This is a genomic window from Saccharothrix texasensis, assembly GCF_003752005.1.
Classification (GTDB): Bacteria; Actinomycetota; Actinomycetes; order Mycobacteriales; family Pseudonocardiaceae; genus Actinosynnema; species Actinosynnema texasense.
In genome coordinates this window covers 7,252,109-7,269,301 of sequence record NZ_RJKM01000001.1, presented here as the reverse complement: position 1 = coordinate 7,269,301, position 17,193 = coordinate 7,252,109, and the positions used below count along the sequence as shown (strand labels likewise).

15 protein-coding genes are annotated in these 17,193 nt (G+C 73.3%); 6 read left to right on the top strand and 9 right to left on the bottom strand.

Annotation, left to right across the window (positions count from 1 at the left end):
• Positions 1–13 precede the first annotated feature (13 nt).
• Positions 14–343 carry a hypothetical protein gene (locus tag EDD40_RS32625; protein ID WP_123746335.1) on the top strand — a complete coding sequence of 110 codons (330 nt, stop codon included), beginning with the start codon at positions 14–16 and terminating at the stop codon, positions 341–343.
• Here the strand turns inward: EDD40_RS32625 and EDD40_RS32620 are convergent.
• Complete coding sequence (locus EDD40_RS32620) at positions 310–1,503, bottom strand: cytochrome P450 (RefSeq protein WP_123746334.1); 1,194 nt, start codon at positions 1,501–1,503, stop codon at positions 310–312. The genes EDD40_RS32625 and EDD40_RS32620 overlap by 34 nt on opposite strands.
• A gap of 113 nt (positions 1,504–1,616) precedes the next feature.
• Between EDD40_RS32620 and EDD40_RS32615 the strand changes: the two genes are divergently transcribed.
• On the top strand, positions 1,617–2,246 hold the full coding sequence (locus EDD40_RS32615; protein ID WP_246037981.1) for an HAD family hydrolase: 630 nt from the start codon (positions 1,617–1,619) through the stop codon (positions 2,244–2,246).
• Here the strand turns inward: EDD40_RS32615 and sthA are convergent, their stop codons facing one another.
• From sthA to pheS, 4 genes are all read right to left on the bottom strand, one after another.
• Positions 2,247–3,659, bottom strand: a complete 1,413-nt coding sequence (gene sthA / locus EDD40_RS32610; protein WP_123746333.1) for a Si-specific NAD(P)(+) transhydrogenase — start codon at positions 3,657–3,659, stop codon at positions 2,247–2,249. It lies immediately after the preceding gene.
• Between the two features lie 156 nt (positions 3,660–3,815).
• A complete protein-coding gene (locus tag EDD40_RS32605) occupies positions 3,816–4,307 on the bottom strand; it encodes a hypothetical protein (protein ID WP_123746332.1) in 492 nt (163 codons plus the stop codon).
• A gap of 307 nt (positions 4,308–4,614) precedes the next feature.
• Positions 4,615–7,092: a phenylalanine--tRNA ligase subunit beta gene (gene pheT / locus EDD40_RS32600; protein WP_123746331.1), complete on the bottom strand. Its 2,478-nt coding sequence runs from the start codon at positions 7,090–7,092 to the stop codon at positions 4,615–4,617.
• Positions 7,093–7,095: 3 nt separating this feature from the next.
• Positions 7,096–8,163 (bottom strand): phenylalanine--tRNA ligase subunit alpha, encoded by a 1,068-nt coding sequence (gene pheS, locus EDD40_RS32595; protein ID WP_123746330.1) that lies wholly within the window; start codon positions 8,161–8,163, stop codon positions 7,096–7,098.
• Positions 8,164–8,488: 325 nt separating this feature from the next.
• On the opposite strand from pheS, the gene EDD40_RS32590 reads away from it, so the two are divergent.
• From EDD40_RS32590 to EDD40_RS32575, 3 genes are all read left to right on the top strand, one after another.
• Positions 8,489–8,722: a hypothetical protein gene (locus EDD40_RS32590; protein ID WP_148088971.1), complete on the top strand. Its 234-nt coding sequence runs from the start codon at positions 8,489–8,491 to the stop codon at positions 8,720–8,722.
• Positions 8,723–9,523: 801 nt separating this feature from the next.
• Positions 9,524–11,284, top strand: coding sequence for an HSP90 family protein (locus EDD40_RS32580; protein WP_123746327.1), 1,761 nt, complete (start codon positions 9,524–9,526; stop codon positions 11,282–11,284).
• 7 nt (positions 11,285–11,291) lie between these two features.
• The gene (locus EDD40_RS32575; RefSeq protein ID WP_123746326.1) at positions 11,292–14,093 is read left to right on the top strand and encodes a hypothetical protein; all 2,802 of its coding nucleotides are present in this window, start codon (positions 11,292–11,294) and stop codon (positions 14,091–14,093) included.
• A 111-nt stretch (positions 14,094–14,204) separates the two neighbouring features.
• Here EDD40_RS32575 and EDD40_RS32570 read toward each other — a convergent pair whose 3' ends face one another.
• From EDD40_RS32570 to infC, 4 genes are all read right to left on the bottom strand, one after another.
• Positions 14,205–15,053, bottom strand: a complete 849-nt coding sequence (locus EDD40_RS32570) for a TrmH family RNA methyltransferase (RefSeq protein ID WP_123748446.1) — start codon at positions 15,051–15,053, stop codon at positions 14,205–14,207.
• Complete coding sequence (gene rplT, locus EDD40_RS32565; protein WP_123746325.1) at positions 15,050–15,439, bottom strand: 50S ribosomal protein L20; 390 nt, start codon at positions 15,437–15,439, stop codon at positions 15,050–15,052. Before rplT ends, EDD40_RS32570 begins: the two co-directional genes overlap by 4 nt.
• Before the next feature lie 99 nt (positions 15,440–15,538).
• On the bottom strand, positions 15,539–15,733 hold the full coding sequence (gene rpmI, locus EDD40_RS32560; RefSeq protein ID WP_123746324.1) for a 50S ribosomal protein L35: 195 nt from the start codon (positions 15,731–15,733) through the stop codon (positions 15,539–15,541).
• Positions 15,734–15,806: 73 nt separating this feature from the next.
• Positions 15,807–16,412, bottom strand: coding sequence for a translation initiation factor IF-3 (infC, locus tag EDD40_RS32555; protein ID WP_053722439.1), 606 nt, complete (start codon positions 16,410–16,412; stop codon positions 15,807–15,809).
• A gap of 267 nt (positions 16,413–16,679) precedes the next feature.
• Between infC and EDD40_RS32550 the strand changes: the two genes are divergently transcribed.
• Complete coding sequence (locus EDD40_RS32550) at positions 16,680–17,030, top strand: DUF1844 domain-containing protein (RefSeq protein WP_053722440.1); 351 nt, start codon at positions 16,680–16,682, stop codon at positions 17,028–17,030.
• Positions 17,031–17,193 lie beyond the last annotated feature (163 nt).

Genomic DNA, 17,193 nt, shown 5'->3' with positions numbered 1-17,193 from the left:
CGCACGGCCGTGGGTGAAGGCGCTCGCCTGGGTCGGCGTGCTCACCGCGATCGTGGGCATGACCGTCATCGGCCTGGACGTGGTGTGCGACGCCGCCCCGACGCCCGACCTCCGCTCGATGCACGCGAACGGGTTCCCGGGCCGCGACCCGTTCCCGGGCGCGCCGATCCCCGCCGACGACCGGCTCGACGGCCACCCGCCGACCGGGGCCCGACCGGCGCGGCCGGGCGACGCGGGCGTCGGCCTCGCGCTGGTCTTCGGCGGCTTCGCGCTCGCGGCCGGCGCGGGCCTCGGGCACTCGCGCCGCCGTCACCACGTCACGGGCAGCGACCCCAGGCCGTAGACGACCTGCTGGGAGCGGTAGTCGGGGGCGGGTCCCACCGCGCGCAGCGCGGGGAACCGGCGGGCCAGGGCGGGGAACGCGATCCGCATCTCCATCCTGGCCAGCGGCGCGCCGAGGCAGTGGTGGACGCCGTGGCCGAACGCGACGTGGCCGCCCGCGTCCCGGGTGATGTCCAGCACGTCGGGGTCCGGCACGAGGGCGGGGTCGCGGTCGGCCGCGGGCAGCGAGCAGACCACCAGCTCGCCGGGACCGAGCACCTGACCGCCCAGCTCCACCTCCGCGACCGTGACCCGGGGCACGCCGGTGTGCACGACGGTCAGCCACCGCAGCAGCTCCTCCACGGCCGCGTCGGCGCGTTCGGGCTCCTCGCGCAGCAGCCGCAGCTGGTCGGGGTGGCGCAGCAGGGCGAGCACGCCGAGGCCGAGCATGTTGGCCGTGGTCTCGTGGCCGGCCAGGAGCAGCAGGTCCGCGACGCCGACCATCTCCCGGTCGTCGAGGGCGGCGGTCTCGTCGCGGGCGAGCACGCCCAGCAGGTCGTCCCCCGGCTCGACCCTGGCCCGCGCGACCAGCTCGGCCAGGTAGGCCTTGGACTCGTACTGGATGGCGAGCCGCTGCTCGAACGTCAGCGTCACGTCGAAGAACCTCGTGTAGCGGTCCTGGAAGGCCTCGCGGTCGGCGAAGGGCACGCCGAGCAGCTCGCAGATCACCAGCGCCGGCACGGGCAGCGCGAAGTCGGCCACCAGGTCGGCGGGCGGCCCCTGGCGCTCGATCGCGTCGAGGTGGTCGCGCACGATGTCGTGGATCCGCGGTTCCAGCCGGCGCATCCGGCGGGCGGTGAACTCCGGCGCCAGCGTCCGCCGCAGCCGGGTGTGCTCGGGCGGGTCGAACGCCAGCAGGTTGCCCGGCCGCACGGCGGCCAGCTCCTCGTCGCTCAACGCGGGCGCGCCCGGCACCAGGTGGTGGGCGGAGATGCGGAAGCGCCGCGTGTCGCTGTAGACGAGCCGGACGTCCTCGACGCGGGTGACCAGCCACACCGGCCCGCCCAGGGCGGGCGAGTCGACCCGGCGCACCCCGCCCTGGTCGCGGATCTCCGCCAGGTCGGGGTGGGGGTCGAACCCCACCCGGCGGAAGTGCAGGGGCGTCGTCGGCATCGCGGCCATGCCGCCTCCAACCGTCGAGGGTCCTGCGAAAAAAGTAGCGACCCGGCGGAGTGGTGCGCGAGCCTTCACCCGAGTGAGTCCCAGCTACTCACCGTGACCACAGGGAGTGCCCGATGACCGGACGCCTGCGCGCCGTGATCTTCGACTGGAGGGGGACGCTGGTGCTCGCGCCCACGTTCCGCGGGTGGGTGTCGGAGGCGTTGCGCCGGCTCGGCCGCGACGCCGACCGGACCTCCGACGTGATCGCGTCGCTGGACCTGTCCTCACTGGACGTGCCCGGTCTCGACGCGGACGCTGCGCTGCACCGGGCGACGTACTACCGGGCGTTCCGGGCGGCCGGGCTGGACGAGGAGTTGGCCGACTCGCTCTACGCGGTGGAGGCCGACCCGGCGATCACCCCGTTCGCGGTGGACGCCGGGCCGACGTTGCGGGAGCTGCGCGCCGCGGGCGTGCGGATCGGGGTCCTCAGCGACATCCACTTCGACCTCCGGCCCGCGTTCGCCGACCTGCCGGTCGACGCGTTCGCGCTGTCCTTCGAGCACGGCGTGGCGAAGCCCGACCCGGCGATCTTCCACGTCGCGCTGCGCGAGCTGGGCACGGCGGCCAGCGAGACGCTCATGGTCGGCGACCGCTCGACGCACGACGGCGCGGGCGTCGAGGCCGGCCTGCCGACCTTGCTCGTCCCGCCGCTGCGGGACGTCGAGGACGCCCGGCTGCACCTCGTCACGAGACTGCTCGGGTGATCAGGAGCCGAAGCGCTCCAGCGCGCGCATCTTGTTCGTGGCGTCCAACGCGGCCACCTTGTACGCCTCGGACAGCGTCGGGTAGTTGAAGACGGTGTCCACCAGGTAGTCCACCGTGCCGCCGCACGCCATGACCGCCTGGCCGATGTGGACGAGGTCGGTCGCGCCGGTGCCGAACAGGTGCACGCCGAGCAGCTTGCGGTCCGCAGTGGACACCAGCAGCTTGAGCATGCCGTAGGCGTCGCCGACGATCGAGCCGCGCGCCAGCTCGCGGTAGCGTGCCAACCCCACCTCGTACGGCACCGCGGACGACGTCAGCTCGGCCTCCGTGGCGCCGCAGTAGGAGATCTCCGGGATGGTGTAGATCCCGATCGGCTGCAACGCGGACAGCTCGCGCGCCCGCTCGCCGAACGCGTGGTAGGCGGCGAGGCGGCCCTGGTCCATCGACGTGGCGGCCAGCGCCGGGAAGCCGATCACGTCGCCGACCGCGTAGATGTGCTCCACGGGCGTGCGGTAGTGCTCGTCCACGGCCAGCCGGCCGCGGTGGTCGGCCTCCAGGCCCGCCTGGGCCAGGTCCAGCGCCTCGGTGTTGCCCTGCCGGCCGGCCGAGTACATCACCGCGGCGGCCGGGATGCGCTTGCCGCTGGCCAGCGTGGTGACCGTGCCGGAGTCCGACACGTCGACGTTGACGACCTTCTCGCCGAACCGGAACGTCACCGCCAGGTCGCGCAGGTGGAACTTCAGCGACTCCACGATCTCCGGGTCGCAGAAGTCGAGCATCCGGTCGCGCTGCTCGACCACCGTGACCCGGCTGCCCAGAGCGGCGAACATCGACGCGTACTCGATGCCGATCACGCCCGCGCCCACCACGACCAGGGACGACGGGATCTCCTCCAGCGCCAGCACCTCGTCGGAGTCCAGCACCCGGACCTCGTCGAAGTCCACCTGGTCCGGTCGCGCGGGCCGGGTGCCGGTGGCGATCACCACGTGCCCGGCGGTGACCACGTGGTGCTCGCCGCGCTGCCCGCCGTCCACCGCGACCGTGTGCGGGTCGACGAACCGGGCGGTGCCGGTGAGCAGGTCGACCTGGTTGCGGTGCAGCTGCGCGCGCACGACCTGGACCTCGCGGCCGATCACGTGCTGCGTGCGGGCGAGCAGGTCGCCGATCGTGATGTCCTGCTTCACCCGGTAGCTCGCGCCGTACAGGTCGCGCTGGCTCAGGCCGGTCAGGTACATCACCGCCTCGCGCAGCGTCTTCGACGGGATGGTGCCGGTGTTCACGCACACCCCGCCCACCATGTCCGCGCGGTCCACGATCGCGACCCGCTTGCCGAGCTTGGCGCCCGCGATGGCCGCCTTCTGCCCGCCCGGGCCCGAGCCGATCACCAGCAGGTCGTAGTCGTACTCGCTCATACGCCGAAGCGTCGCACACACCGCCGTTCCGCGGTGGCGGCGCGAGCGGACTCGTCCCGGCGATCCGGCAGGCCTGGCCAAGCCGTTCCCCGGCGTGCCCGAGCCGGCGCACCCCGGGCGGTCGGCGCCGGCCGGGCGGGAGGCCTTGGAGCACCTCTAGGTGCGGGCCGCCCGACCCGAGTACGTCAGCGGGAACACGAGGTCCGTGCACGCGTTCGGCACGTCGTGCGCGATCCGCACGACCATCGCCACGTCGACCGCGCCGGCCGGCGGGATGGTGACCGGCTCCGCCATCGGCGCGACGGACAGCACGGCCGACGGGCAGCCCGGCACCCGGTTGTGCGCCGCGTCCAGCGGCTGGCCCGGCTGCGCCTCCAGCGTGAGGACCACGATCTCCACGTTGTTCGGGTTCGACAGCCGCACCGTGCGGGCGCCCTCGCTGCCCGGCGTCAGCTCGACCGCGCCGCCGGAGATGTCGGTGATCCCGAACGGTTCGAGCTCGGACACCTCACCGCCGCTGATCGAGTACGCCATCGCGGGCAGCTCGGGTTCCGGCCAGGTCAGGTGCATGGCGGTGACGACGGCGGCGCCCACGCCGAGGATGGTCATGGCGACGGCGACTTCCATCCGCGGGCCCAAGCTGCGCATGAGGCAACCTCACTCGATTGCTGCTCCAGGCGGTGGGTTCGCCGTTAGCTCCCCGTCGGACCGGCGACCAGACTCGCCCGGCGGTTCATCGCTTCGCCCCTCGGCCCAGCGGGCCGCGAAGCCAATCTTGGAGAACGTTCAACCTGTGCGCAAGGACCTGGCCGGCCCGGAAAGAAAGGTCTTTGGGCCTCTTGACACGACACGCGACACCGCGTGAGCTGCACGTTCGCCTTTCACCACCGCCGGGCGGTTCACCCGGGCGGCGTAGTCCCGGACCCGCACTGGTGCGGGTCCGGGACGTCTTCCGTCAGCTTCTCAGCACCGCGCCGAAGCGCTCCGCCGCGGCGGCCACGGCCGCGTCCCGCGCCGCCGTCGCCTCCTCCACGGTCAGCGTGCGGTCCGGCGCGCGGAACCGCAGCGAGTACGCCAGCGACCGCTTGCCGTCGCCGACCTGGTCACCGGTGTAGACGTCGAACAGCCGGATGTCCTCCAGCAGCGCGCCACCGCCGCCGCGCAGCACCCGCGCCACCTGCTCGGCGGGCACCTCCGCGGGCACGACCACGGCCACGTCCAGCAGCACCGGCGGGTACGCCGACACGACCGGCGCGGGCCGGTTGTCGCTCAACGGCAGCGCGTCGAGGTCCAGCTCCATGGCCACGGTCCGCTTCGGCAGCCCCAGCGCCTCCACGACCTTCGGGTGCAGCTCGCCCGCGTGGCCCACCGGCCAGTCGCCGACGCGCAGCTCCGCGCACCGGCCGGGGTGCCACGGCGCGAGGTCGGAGGCGACCGCGGTCAGCTCCACCCCGTAGGCCTGGCCGACCAGCCGCGCGGCCTGCACCGCGTCCGCCCAGTCCGCCGGCCTGCCCTTGCCCCACCAGCCGGCCTGCTCGCGGTGGCCCGCCAGCACGGCCGCCACGTGCACCGGCTGCTGCGGCAGCGCCGCCAGCAACGACGCCACCTGCGCGTCCGAGGGCCGCTCGCCGACACCCACCTGCGGCACCGGCACCTGCTGCGTGCGCGGCAGCGTCACCTGGGCGACGGTGTAGACCGCGACGTCCTTCTGGCCGCGCGCCAGGTTGCGCTGCACCGTCTCCAGCAGCCCCGGCACCAGCGTGGTGGCCAGCGCGTGCTTGTCCGACTCCAGCGGGTTCAGCACGCTCACCGTGTTGCGGCGCACGTCGCCCTCCGGCAGGCCCAGCGCGTCGAACGCCGCGGGCGCCACGAACGGGAACGGCTTGACCTCGACGAACCCGTTCTCCGCCAACGCGCGCGACACCGTGCGGCGCCGGCGCTGCTGCTCGGTCAACCCGCGACCGGCGGGCGCGGGCGGCAGCGTGGACGGGATCGTGTCGTAGCCCTCCAGCCGCAGCACCTCCTCCACCAGGTCGGCGGGCTGGGTCAGGTCCGAGCGCCACGTCGGCGGCACCGCGGTGACCATGGTCGCGCCGTCGTCGCCCGTGGTGACCTCGACCTGGCAGCCGATCTGGCCGAGCCGGCGCGCGGTCACGCCGCGGGCGTAGTTCACCCCGGCGACCCTGTCCGGCAGGTTGATCGGCATCGACACCGGCCGGGGCGGCGCGGGCGTGCCCACGTCCGTGCGGCCGGGTTTGATGCTGCCGTCGCCGAACATGTCCAGCAGCCGGGCCGCGCGCTCCAGCGCGACCGGCGCCAGCGCCGGGTCCACCGTGCGCTCGAACCGCTTCGCCGCCTCGCTGGGCAGCTTGTGCCTGCGCACCGTGCGGGCGATGGACGCGGGGTCCCAGTTCGCCGCCTCCAGCAGGATGTCCGAGCTGGTCGTGGACACCTCGGTGCTCGCACCGCCCATCACGCCGGCCAGCGAGATCACGCCGCTGTCGTCGGCGATCACGATGTCGTCCGGGTCCAGCACCCGCACCTGCTCGTCCAGCGTGGTCAGCTTCTCGCCGGCCGCCGCGCGCCGCACCACCAGGCCGCCCTTGACCGACGCCGCGTCGAACGCGTGCAGCGGCTGGCCCAGCTCCAGCATCACGTAGTTGGTGACGTCCACCGGCAGCGAGATCGACCGGATGCCCGCCAGCATCAGCCGCCGGCGCATCCACCACGGCGTCGGCGCGGTCGGGTCCACCCCGCTGACGCGGCGGGCCACGAACCGGGAGCACGCCGCCGGGTCCTCGATCGCGACCGGCAGGACCTCGCCCTCGCCCTCGGGCACCTCGGCCGTGCCGGGGTCGCGGTAGGGCACGTCGAACGCGCACGCGATCTCGCGGGCCAGGCCGCGCACGGAGAACGCGTAGCCGCGGTCGGGGGTCGGCGCGACCTCGATCACCGTGTCGCCGAGGCCGAGCAGCTCCAGCGCGTCGTCACCGGGCTGCGCGGTGCCGCTGGGCAGCACCATGATCCCCGCGTGGTCGTCGCCGAGGCCCAGCTCGCGGGCCGAGCAGATCATGCCGTCGCTGGTCTTGCCGTAGGTCTTGCGCGCGGAGATGGTGAAGTCGCCGGGCAGCACCGCGCCGGGCAGCGCCACCACGACCGTGTCGCCCTCCTGGAAGTTCGACGCGCCGCAGACGATGCCGTTGACCTGGTCCGGGCCGACCTCGACCTGGCAGTAGCGGATCGGCTTCTTGAACTCGGTCAGCTCCTCGATCTCCACCACGCGACCCGCGACGAGCGGACCGGTGACCGAGTCGAGCCGGCTGACGTCCTCGACCTCGATGCCGATCCGGACGAACGCCTCGGCGAGCTGCTCGGGCGTGGGCGTCTCGGCGAACTCGAGGTTCTCGACCAGCCAGGTAACCGGAATGCGCACCGGTCAGGCCTCCGTTCCGAATGGCTGGGTGAAGCGGACATCGCCTTCGATCATGTCCCGCATGTCGGGCAGGCCGTTGCGGAACTGCAGCGTCCGCTCCAGGCCCATGCCGAACGCGAACCCCGAGTACACGTCGGGGTCGACGCCGCAGTTGCGCAGCACGTTGGGGTTGACCATGCCGCAGCCGCCCCACTCGACCCAGCCCGCGCCGCCCTTCTTCTCCGGGAACCACACGTCCACCTCGGCGGACGGCTCGGTGAACGGGAAGAAGCTGGGCCGCAGGCGGGTCTTGGAGTCCTCGCCGAACATGGCGCGGGCGAACGCGTCGAGCGTGCCCTTCAGGTGCGCCATGGTCAGGCCCTTGTCCACGGCCAGGCCCTCGACCTGGTGGAAGACGGGCGTGTGGGTGGCGTCCAGCTCGTCGGTGCGGAACGTGCGGCCGGGGCACACCACGTAGACGGGCGGCTCGCGGTCCAGCAGCGTCCGCGCCTGCACCGGGCTGGTGTGCGTGCGCAGCACCAGGCCCGAGTCGGCGGGGCCCACGTAGAACGTGTCCTGCATGGTGCGCGCCGGGTGGTCCTTGCCGAAGTTCAACGCGTCGAAGTTGAACCACTCGGTCTCCACCTCCGGGCCTTCGGCGACCTCGTAGCCCATGGCCACGAACACGTCGGCGATGCGTTCGGCCAGGGTGGAGATGGGGTGGCGGGCGCCGCGCGGCACCCGGTCCCACGGCAGCGTGACGTCGACCGTCTCCTCGCGCAGCACCCGGTCGTCGCGCTCGGCCTGCAGCCGGGCGCGGCGCTGTTCGAACGCGGCCTTGACCGCGTTCTGCGCCTCGTTCACCCGCTTGCCCGCCTCCGCCTTCGCGGCGGGTGGCAGCGCGCCGATCTCGCGGCGGGCCAGCAGGACCGGCGAGCGGTCGCCCAGGTGGCTCGGCTTCACGGCGGCGAGCTCGTCGAGGTCGGCCGCCTTCGCGAACGCCTCACGAGCCTGCTCGACCGCCGCGTCGAGCGCTTCCGGGGAGAGCGCCGCGACCTGCTTGGGGTCGTACGGGTCGTTGGCTCCGGACATGGTTGGTGGACAGCTCCCGTCACGGACAACTGGTGGTCAACCCTCCGCACGGCATGCGGAGCGGCGGGTCGATCCTAGGTGATCGGCGGAACCGCGGGTCCACCGCCGCCCACCGGGGGCGCATCACGTGACGTCGCCCTCACCGCGGGCGGCGCGGTCCCGGCCGGTGCGCCCCGTGACGCGTCACGAACCGGGGTCGTTCGACCGGATGGAGGCCGGGCCCGGCCGGGTGACCGCGCGACTGGCCGCCGCGAGGCGGGCCACCCCGGACCGGCGCCGCGACGTGCGGCGGCCGTCAGGTGGACGACGAGGACGAGGAGTCATCATGCGCGGAGCGACTGGTGTGCGGCGGCGGATCGCGGTGACCGCGGCCGCGGCGGGTCTGGTCGTCGGCACGGCCCTGGCCGCGGCCGGCACGGCCTCGGCGGACCCGGGGCTCGTCAGCGCGGAGATGTGCGAGGCCGGCGGCGGCATGGTGGTCGGGCACCCCGTCGAACCGCCGCCGTCCTACGGGTTGTGCGTCGGCGGGATCTTCGACGGGTGGATCGTGGTCCTGTGAGGTGACCGCCGGGGAGGGTGCGGCGACCCCGGGCCGCCGCACCCGTCCGCCCGTTCCACGGCCGGACCGATCACCCGCGGAACAACCGGTGACCGGCCGGCGCCGGCCGGTCCACCCCCGGTTTCGTGCCTTCACACCGCCAAGATTCGGCGTGTTCTTCCGGTAGTCCTCGCTGGTCAGGTCGTAGAGCACCCGGGTGCCGGCGTCGGTGAGGACCTTCGCCCGGTCCGCCAGGCCCCGTCCGGCGGCGCGGCGATCCGGGCGGACACGTCGGAGGTGGCCGGCTCCTCCGGCGGGGTCGCGCAGTCGTGCGCCGCGCACCACGGCAGGTCCGCCGCGTCGTTCGCGCAGAGGTCGATCTCCAGTCCGGTGGCGCCCGCGGCGAGAGCGCGGCGCGACCGTCCCTCCGACCCGTCACCCGTGACATCGCATTCCTCCCGGTGCGCACCCGCGACCACCTCCTGAACACCGCTGCCGGTCGACGTCCGCCACCGATGTCACCGCGGCCACGCCGATCGGCGACGCGAGCCCGGCAGGAGCACCCGGCCGGGGAAGAGCGGTTCACCCGCGCCAGGCGAGCGCGGAACCGCCGGGTGAGCGGCGGGAGAGCGCCCCGGCCGGGGCGGCTCCCGCGCGCGGTCCGCCCCGGTCGGCCGGAATTGTCGGTGGGCCGTGGCAGTCTTGACCCCCGCGAGCAGGACCCCGGCGGGCGATCAGCGGAAAACCGGGTCACAAGCCGCCGGCACGCCCTTAGAATCTCGTCCCTCCCCCGTGACCTGACCCGAGGTGAACTCCAGTCCCATGGCACACACCTTCGGTGTCGACCTGCGCGGGATCATCGACCTGCTCAGCCACCACCTCTACAGCAGCCCTCGCGTGTACGCGCGCGAACTCCTGCAGAACGCGGTGGACGCGATCACCGCCCGCCGCGCGCTGGAACCGGACGCGCCGGGCGAGGTCGTGATCGAGCCGGTCGGGTCCTCCGGCGGCACCCTCCGCATCACCGACACCGGCATCGGCCTCACCGAGCGCGAGGTGCACGACCTGCTGTCCACGCTCGGCCGCACCTCCAAGCGCGACGACCTGGGCTTCGCCCGCCAGGGCTTCCTCGGCCAGTTCGGCGTGGGCCTGCTGTCGGCGTTCCTGGTCGCCGAGCGCATCCGGCTCGTCAGCCGCTCGGCCAGGGGCGGTCCCGCGGTGCGGTGGACGGCCGACGCGGCGGGCAACTACGAGGTCGAGGTCGTCGGCGCGGACGCCGGGGTCCCGGTCGGCACCACCATCGAACTGGTGCCGCACCGCGACTCCGAGCACTGGCTCGAGCACGACGTGGTGAAGGCGCTCGTCACCGAGTACGGCGCGCTGCTGCCGGTCACGGTCCGGGTCGGCGACGAGGTCGTCACGCACGGCGGGCTGCCGTGGGCCGAGGACGCGCTGGGGTACGGCGAGCAGGTGCTCGGCGTGCGCCCGTTCGACGCGATCCCGGTCGAGGTGCCCGCGGTCGGCCTGAAAGGCGTCGCGTACGTGCTGCCGAGCGGCGTGCACCCCGGCGCCCGCCAGTCCCACCGCGTGTACCTGAAGCGGATGCTCGTCGGCGACTCCATCGAGGGCCTGCTGCCGGAGTGGGCGTACTTCGTGCGCTGCGTGGTCGACTCGTCGTCGCTGCGGCCGACCGCGAGCCGCGAGTCGCTCTACCAGGACGAGACGCTGCTCGCCGTGCGCGAGGAGCTGGGCCGCCAGGTCCGCGACTGGCTGGTCCGGCTCGACGCGACCGACCCCGACCGCACCCGCGCCCTGCTCGACGCCCACCACCTGGGCATCAAGTCCCTGGCCAGGGTGGACGACGAGATGCTGCGGCTGGTCGAGCGGTGGCTGCCGTTCGAGACCACCGACGGCCCGCAGTCGCTGCGCCAGTTCCGCCGCAAGCACGGCGTCATCGCGCACGTGCCGGACGTGGACGAGTTCCGCCAGCTCGCGCCGGTCGCGCACGCGCAGGGCATGGGCCTGGTCAACGCGGGCTACGCCTACGACGCGGAGATCATGGAACGGCTGGTCGCCCTGGACGGGCCCACCGCCGCGCGCCGGGTCGCGCCGAGCGAGGTGCTGGCCGCGCTGGGCGACCCGGACGCCGAGCTGGAGCGCGCGTTGCGCGAACGGCTCACCACCGCCAAGGACGTGCTGGAGCGGCACGACTGCGAGGCCGTGCCGCGCGACTTCGACCCGGGCTCGCTGCCCGCGCTGCTGGTCACGAACGTGGAGGCCGAGCGCAAGCGGGACGCGCGGCAGGTCGGCGAGCAGGCCGACCCGCTGTGGGCGGAGCTGCTGGGCAGCCTGGTCGAGTCGACGTCGGACGCGGCGCAGCGGCTCGTGCTCAACTGCCGCAACCCGCTGGTGCGGCGGCTCGCGCAGCTCACCGACCCGGCGCTGGTCGAGCTGACCGTGGAGTCGCTGTACGTGCACGCGCTGCTCCAGGCACGGCGCCCGATGCGCCCGAAGGACACCGCGGCGCTGAACCGTTCGTTCCTGGAACTGCTGGACCGCGCTGTGGGTAGCCAAAAAGGGTGATGCCGCTGTGAACGAGGACAAGGACGCCGCCGAGCGGCAGTTCGTCGAGGCGTACCACATGCCGGAGGGCATGGCGCGGCACGAGGCGCTGGAGCGCGCGGCCCGGTCCGCCGACGCCCTCGACCACCTGCCGCTGGCCGTGAGCTGCCGGATCGCGCTGATCCGCTCCGCCTACGACCTGGGCCGCTACGACCTGATGCTGGCGCCGTTCGCCTGGTGCGGCACGGCCGAGCAGCGCGACCCCACGGCGTTCGACGAGTGGGAGACGCACAGCTACGACTGGGCGCACAAGTGGATCGTCAGCGGCCTGATCGCCGACCCGCGGTTCACGCTGGCGCAGATCGGCTCGTTCGTCGACCAGCTCGCCGAGCGCTACCAGCGGCTCGGGTACTCGATGCAGCCGGTGCACGGCGCGCGGGCCGACCTCGCCGCGCACGTCGGCGACGACGAGGCGTACCGGGAGCACTTCGCGAAGTACCTGGCGATGGACCGCGGCCCGATGAGCGACTGCGAGGCGTGCGTCATCGAGGAGCAGGCCGGGCACCTGATCCGGCAGGGCAGGCACGCCGAGGCCGTCGCGCACGCCGAGCACCAGCTGGAGCAGGACACCGGCTGCGCGACCCAGCCGCAGGGCATCCTGACCACGTTGACGCCCGCGTTCGTGGCGCTGGGCGACGTGGACCGGGCGCGGCAGGCGCACGTGGTGGCGTACCGGCTGGTGCGCGACGACCTGGTCGGCGGCTACCTGGACGACCACCTGGAGTTCTGCGCCACGTCGGGCAACGTGCGGCGCGGGGTGGAGCTGCTGCGCGGCCACCTGCACCGGGTGCACCACTCGACCAGCCCGTCCCGGGCCATGCACTTCGCCGCCGGCGCGGCGCTGCTGCTCAGCCGGGTGTCCCCGGACGAGGAGTTCGCCGTGCCGCGAGACGGGCGGACGACCGTGCTGACCGCGCCGGAGCTGCGCGAGCTGCTCCAGGCGCAGGCGCTGGAGATCGCCGCCAGGTTCGACCAGCGCAACGGCAGCGACGCGGTGAGCACCCGGGTCCGGCGGACGCTGGCCGCCGAGGACACGATCCCGGTGGCGCTGGCCGTGCCGATCTCGTCCGCGCCCGCTCCCGCCGCGGACGAGGAAGACCCGGTGACCGTCGCCGACCCGGTCGAGCTGGCGCAGCAGCTGTGCGACGCGTTCGACAGCGGCGAGTTCGTCACCGGCATGCGGCTGCTGCGGTCGTTGCCGGAAGACCTGGACCCGCTGCTGCCCGAGACGCTGGGCGCGCTGGTCGCGGCACGGCGGGCGATCGTCAGCGCCCACCTGCGGCCGAAGGAGGAGGTGCTGGCCGAGCTGGACGCGGCGGTCGACCGGCTGGTCGCGTGCGGCGAGCACGACCTGGCCAACCGGTTCCGGGCGCGGGGCGCGGGGCTGCGCGCCGAGGAGGACGGGCCGGCCGAGTCCGTCGCGGCGGCCCGCACGTGCCTGGCCGAGGCGGAAGCCGCGGGCACCCCGTACACGCGGGTGCTGACCAGGCTGCTGCTCGCCGACCTGCTGGTCGACGACGACGAGACCGACGAGCCGGAGGCGTTGACCGCCGAGGCGCTGGAGCTGGCCCGGGCCGAGGTGCCGGAGCTGGTGTCGCGGGCGCGGTGCGACCGGGCGCAGCACCTGGCCACCGCGGGCCGGCTGGACGAGGCGCACGCCGAGGTCGTGGACGTGCTGTCGGACTCGCCGTCCGCGTCGGTGCGGTTCGACGCGCTGCGCCTGCTGCTGAAGATCCAGACCGTGCGCGGTGACGAGGAGGCGGTGCGGGTGGCCGCCGAGTTCGTCGGCGCGTTCAGCTCGCCGCGCGGGCCGTGGACGGCCGAGGCGCACCGCCAGCGGGTGGCGTCGGTCGAACGGCTGGGCCTGGAGGCCGAGCACCTGGCTGACCTGCGTGACGCGGTCGCCATCGGGCACGACGTCGGCGTGCCGGACGACGTGGCGAAGGCGTGCTACGCCCTGGCCGGCGGCTACCTGAAAGCGGGCCGTTTCGTCGAGGCCGCGGAAGCCCTGGAGGAAGCCGTCCGCGTGATCGACGGCGGCGACGTGGACCCGGACGTCGTCGTCCCCGTCCGCTACCGGCTGGGTCAGGTGTGCGCCCGGCTGGACGAGACCGAGACCGCCCGCCGGCACCTGGAAGTGGCCCTGGGCCTGGTCCCCGCCGACGAGCCGTGGCGGCGGGCCATGGTCCTGGACGTCCTGGCCGGTGTCCTGCGCCGCCTGGACCTGCCGCTGGAGGCCGCGTCCGCCTACCAGGGCGCCGCGGCGGCGTGGCAGGCGGTGTCCGAGCCCGCCGAAGCCGCCGGTTCCCTCGTCGAAGCCGCCGCCGCGCTGCCGAACGAGGAAGCCGCCGAGTGCGCCACCACGTTGACCGAGGCGGAACAGCTGCTGCCCGAGGTGGACGACCCCGACCACCGCACCCACCTGACCGCGAGGATCGCCGCGATCCGGGCGTTCCTGCACGTCCAGGCGGGCGAGCACGCAGCGGCGATCGAGCAGAACGGCATCGCCGAGGAACTGGCCGCCCAACTGGGAGACCTGGACTGGCAGACGTTCCTGGTGGCCCGGGGAGCCCGGTTCCTCCTCGAGTCGGGCGACCAGGTCAACGCCGAAGCCGAAGCCCGCCGCGCCGGGAGCCTCATCACCGACGAGACCCCGCCGCAGATCCTCGGCGACATCGCGAACGTGCTCGAAGAGGCCCTGCGGACCCAGGGCAAACCGACGTCCGGCGACCCCCTGCTCCGCGGCCTGACCAGCCGGCTGGACTCGTGAGACCAGCGGCGTGCTGCCCACCGGACCCGCTGGGCAGCACGCCGCCGCGGTCGAGCGGAGCACACGCCACGAACCGAGCGCGGTCCGGCTGAGCCGCGGACCCGCCGGACCTCAGGCCCGCTGAGCGCGAGCGGAGGCGTAGAGGCACACGGCGGCGGCGGTCGCGAGGTTCAGGCTTTCCGCCTCGCCGTAGATCGGCACCTTCAGCGACGCGTCCAAGGCCGCCACGACGTCGTCCGGCAGACCGTGCGCCTCGCTGCCGAACACCCATCCCGTCGCCACCGCGAGATCACCGCGCAGGTCGGCCGTCACCAGGTCCTCCGGCGCGTAGCCGTCCGCCGCGACCAGCCGCAACCCCGCGTCCCGGCACGCCGCGAACGCCTCGTCCGCGTCCCGGACCCGCGCGATCGGCAGGTGGAACACGCTGCCCGTGGACGCGCGCACGCACTTGCCGTTGTGCGGGTCGACCGCGTCACCCGCGAAGATCACCGCGTCGGCGCCGGCCGCGTCCGCCACGCGCACCACCGTGCCGGCGTTGCCGGGGTCCGCCACGCCGTGCAGCACGGCCACCAGCCGCACGCCCGGCGCGAGCGCCTCCGCCACGGGCACGTCGACGAGCGAGCACACGGCCACGATGCCCTGCGGCGTCACGGTTTCCGACAGCGCGGCGGCGGCCTTGTCGGTCACGGCGCTCACCGGCACACCGGCGTCGACGGCGGCCCGCACCAGCGAGTGGTTGCGGGTGGCGGCGTCGGCGGTCGCGAAGAGCTCGTGCACCCGGCCGCGCCCGGCTGCCGCCCAGGCCAGGGCCTCGCGCACGGCCTGCGCGCCCTCGGCCAGGAAGCGTTCGGCGCGGTCGCGACCGGAACGCCTGGTCAGCCGCTTAGCGGCAACGACCCGGGGTGTCCGTTCGGTGAACGGAGCATCCCCGGGTCGTGGTGCGCGATCGTCCGCGCTCAGGCCTTGTCCTCGACGGGCGCGTTGACGTCGCTCGGCAGAGCGGCGCGAGCGGCCTCGACCAGCGCGGCGAACGCGCCGGCGTCGCTGACGGCCAGCTCGGCGAGGATCTTGCGGTCCACCTCGATGCCGGCGAGCCGCAGGCCCTGGATGAAGCGGTTGTACGTCATGCCGTTGGCGCGGACACCGGCGTTGATGCGCTGGATCCACAGCTTCCGGAAGTCACCCTTGCGGGCGCGACGGTCCCGGTAGGCGTAGTTGAGCGAGTGGAGCACCTGCTCCTTGGCCTTGCGGTACAGCCTCGAACGCTGGCCGCGGTAGCCGCTGGCGAGCTCAAGGGTGGTACGGCGCTTCTTCTGGGCGTTCACTGCCCTTTTGACGCGTGCCACGGGTCCATCCTGTCGATCTCGTGGGGCCGGTGGGGGCCGACCCCGTGGTGTTCAAGGGGGTGAAGGTCTGGCCTCGGAGGCTCGGACGGCCTCGGACGATCAGAGGCCGAGCAGCTTCTTCAGCCGCGGCACGTCGTTCTTCGCGACCTCGGTCGTGCCGGCGAGACGACGCGTCAGCTTGCTGGACTTCTTCTCCAGCAGGTGGCGCTTGCCGGCCTTCTCGCGGACGAGCTTGCCGCTGCCGGTGACCTTCACGCGCTTGGAGGTCCCGCTGTGGCTCTTGTTCTTGGGCATTTCCGTCCTCAGTCTCGTGCAGCCACCGGGGATGGGGGCGGCCATGCTTGCTCCCGGCCCGGAGGCCGGGAGATCACTCTTCGACAGACTCGTCCGTCGCCTCGTCGGCGCCGTCGTTCCTGATCGGACGGGTCTTCGTGGTCTTGTGCGGCGCCAACACCATGATCATGTTGCGGCCGTCCTGCTTCGGATTCGACTCGACGAACCCCAGCTCCGCGACGTCCTCGGCGAGCCTCTGCAGCAGTCGGTAACCCAGTTCCGGCCGGGACTGCTCACGGCCGCGGAACATGATGGTCACCTTGACCTTGTTCCCGTGCGACAGGAAGCGGGCCACGTGACCCTTCTTCGTCAGGTAGTCGTGCGGGTCGATCTTCGGCCGGAGCTTCTGCTCCTTGATGACCGTCAGCTGCTGGTTGCGGCGCGATTCACGGGCCTTCTGCGCGCTCTCGTACTTGAACTTGCCGTAGTCCATGAGCTTGCAGACCGGCGGCCGAGCCTGTGCGGCGACCTCGACGAGGTCGAGATCCGATTCCTGGGCGAGTCGGAGCGCGTCCTCGATGCGAACGATCCCGACCTGCTCGCCGTTCGGCCCGACCAGACGAACCTCGGGCACGCGGATGCGGTCGTTGATGCGCGGCTCGGTGCTCACCGGAGCACCTCGGTTCGAGGGACTTGTCATTCACGTCCTTTGTGACTCGTTGTGCGCCAAAGACAAGAGGCCCCACACCTGCCCGGTGTGAGGCCCGCTTCCTACCGATCGCACAACGAAGGGCGCAGTCGACCCCTCGATGGACCGGACCCGGCCACCTGCACGAAGCGGCAGACTCGGGTGGGAGCGGGGCTCCACTTGCCGTCCCCACAGGTGCGGGGACTGGTCGCGCGGAGAATAGTAGCAGATGGCCTTGTCAACCCCCGAATCGGCGACCGGTCGGGGGCGGTTGCGAGAATGGCTCCCGTGACCGACCTGCCTTCGAACAACGTCCGCGACCTGTCCGATGTTCCCAGCGTCGAGGTGATCAGCAAGGCGGCGATCATGCTGCTCTCCTCCGCCGCCGAACGCCTCGGCCTGGCCGACGAGGACCCCGAGCACAGCCCGCGCCGCGACCTCGACGAGGCGCGCCGCCTGATCACCGCGCTGGCCGGCCTGGTCACCGCGTCCGCCGAGTACCTGGGGCCGCACGCCGGGCCGCTGCGCGAAGGGTTGCAGTCCGTGCAACGGGCGTTCCGCGAGGCGTCGGCGTACCCGGACGAGCCGGGCCAGGGCCCGGGCGAGAAGTACACCGGCCCCGTCTACTGAGCCGCCGGACGTAGCGGAGCGCCGAGGTGCCGACGTGTCGGAGCGCCGGGGTGCCGGTGCCTCGGGGCGCGAGCGTTCAACTCGGGGGTCCTGAACGTAGGACACGCGCGTTCCGAACGTAGGACACGCGCGGTGTGGAGGTAGGGCTCCCGAGGCCGAAGGG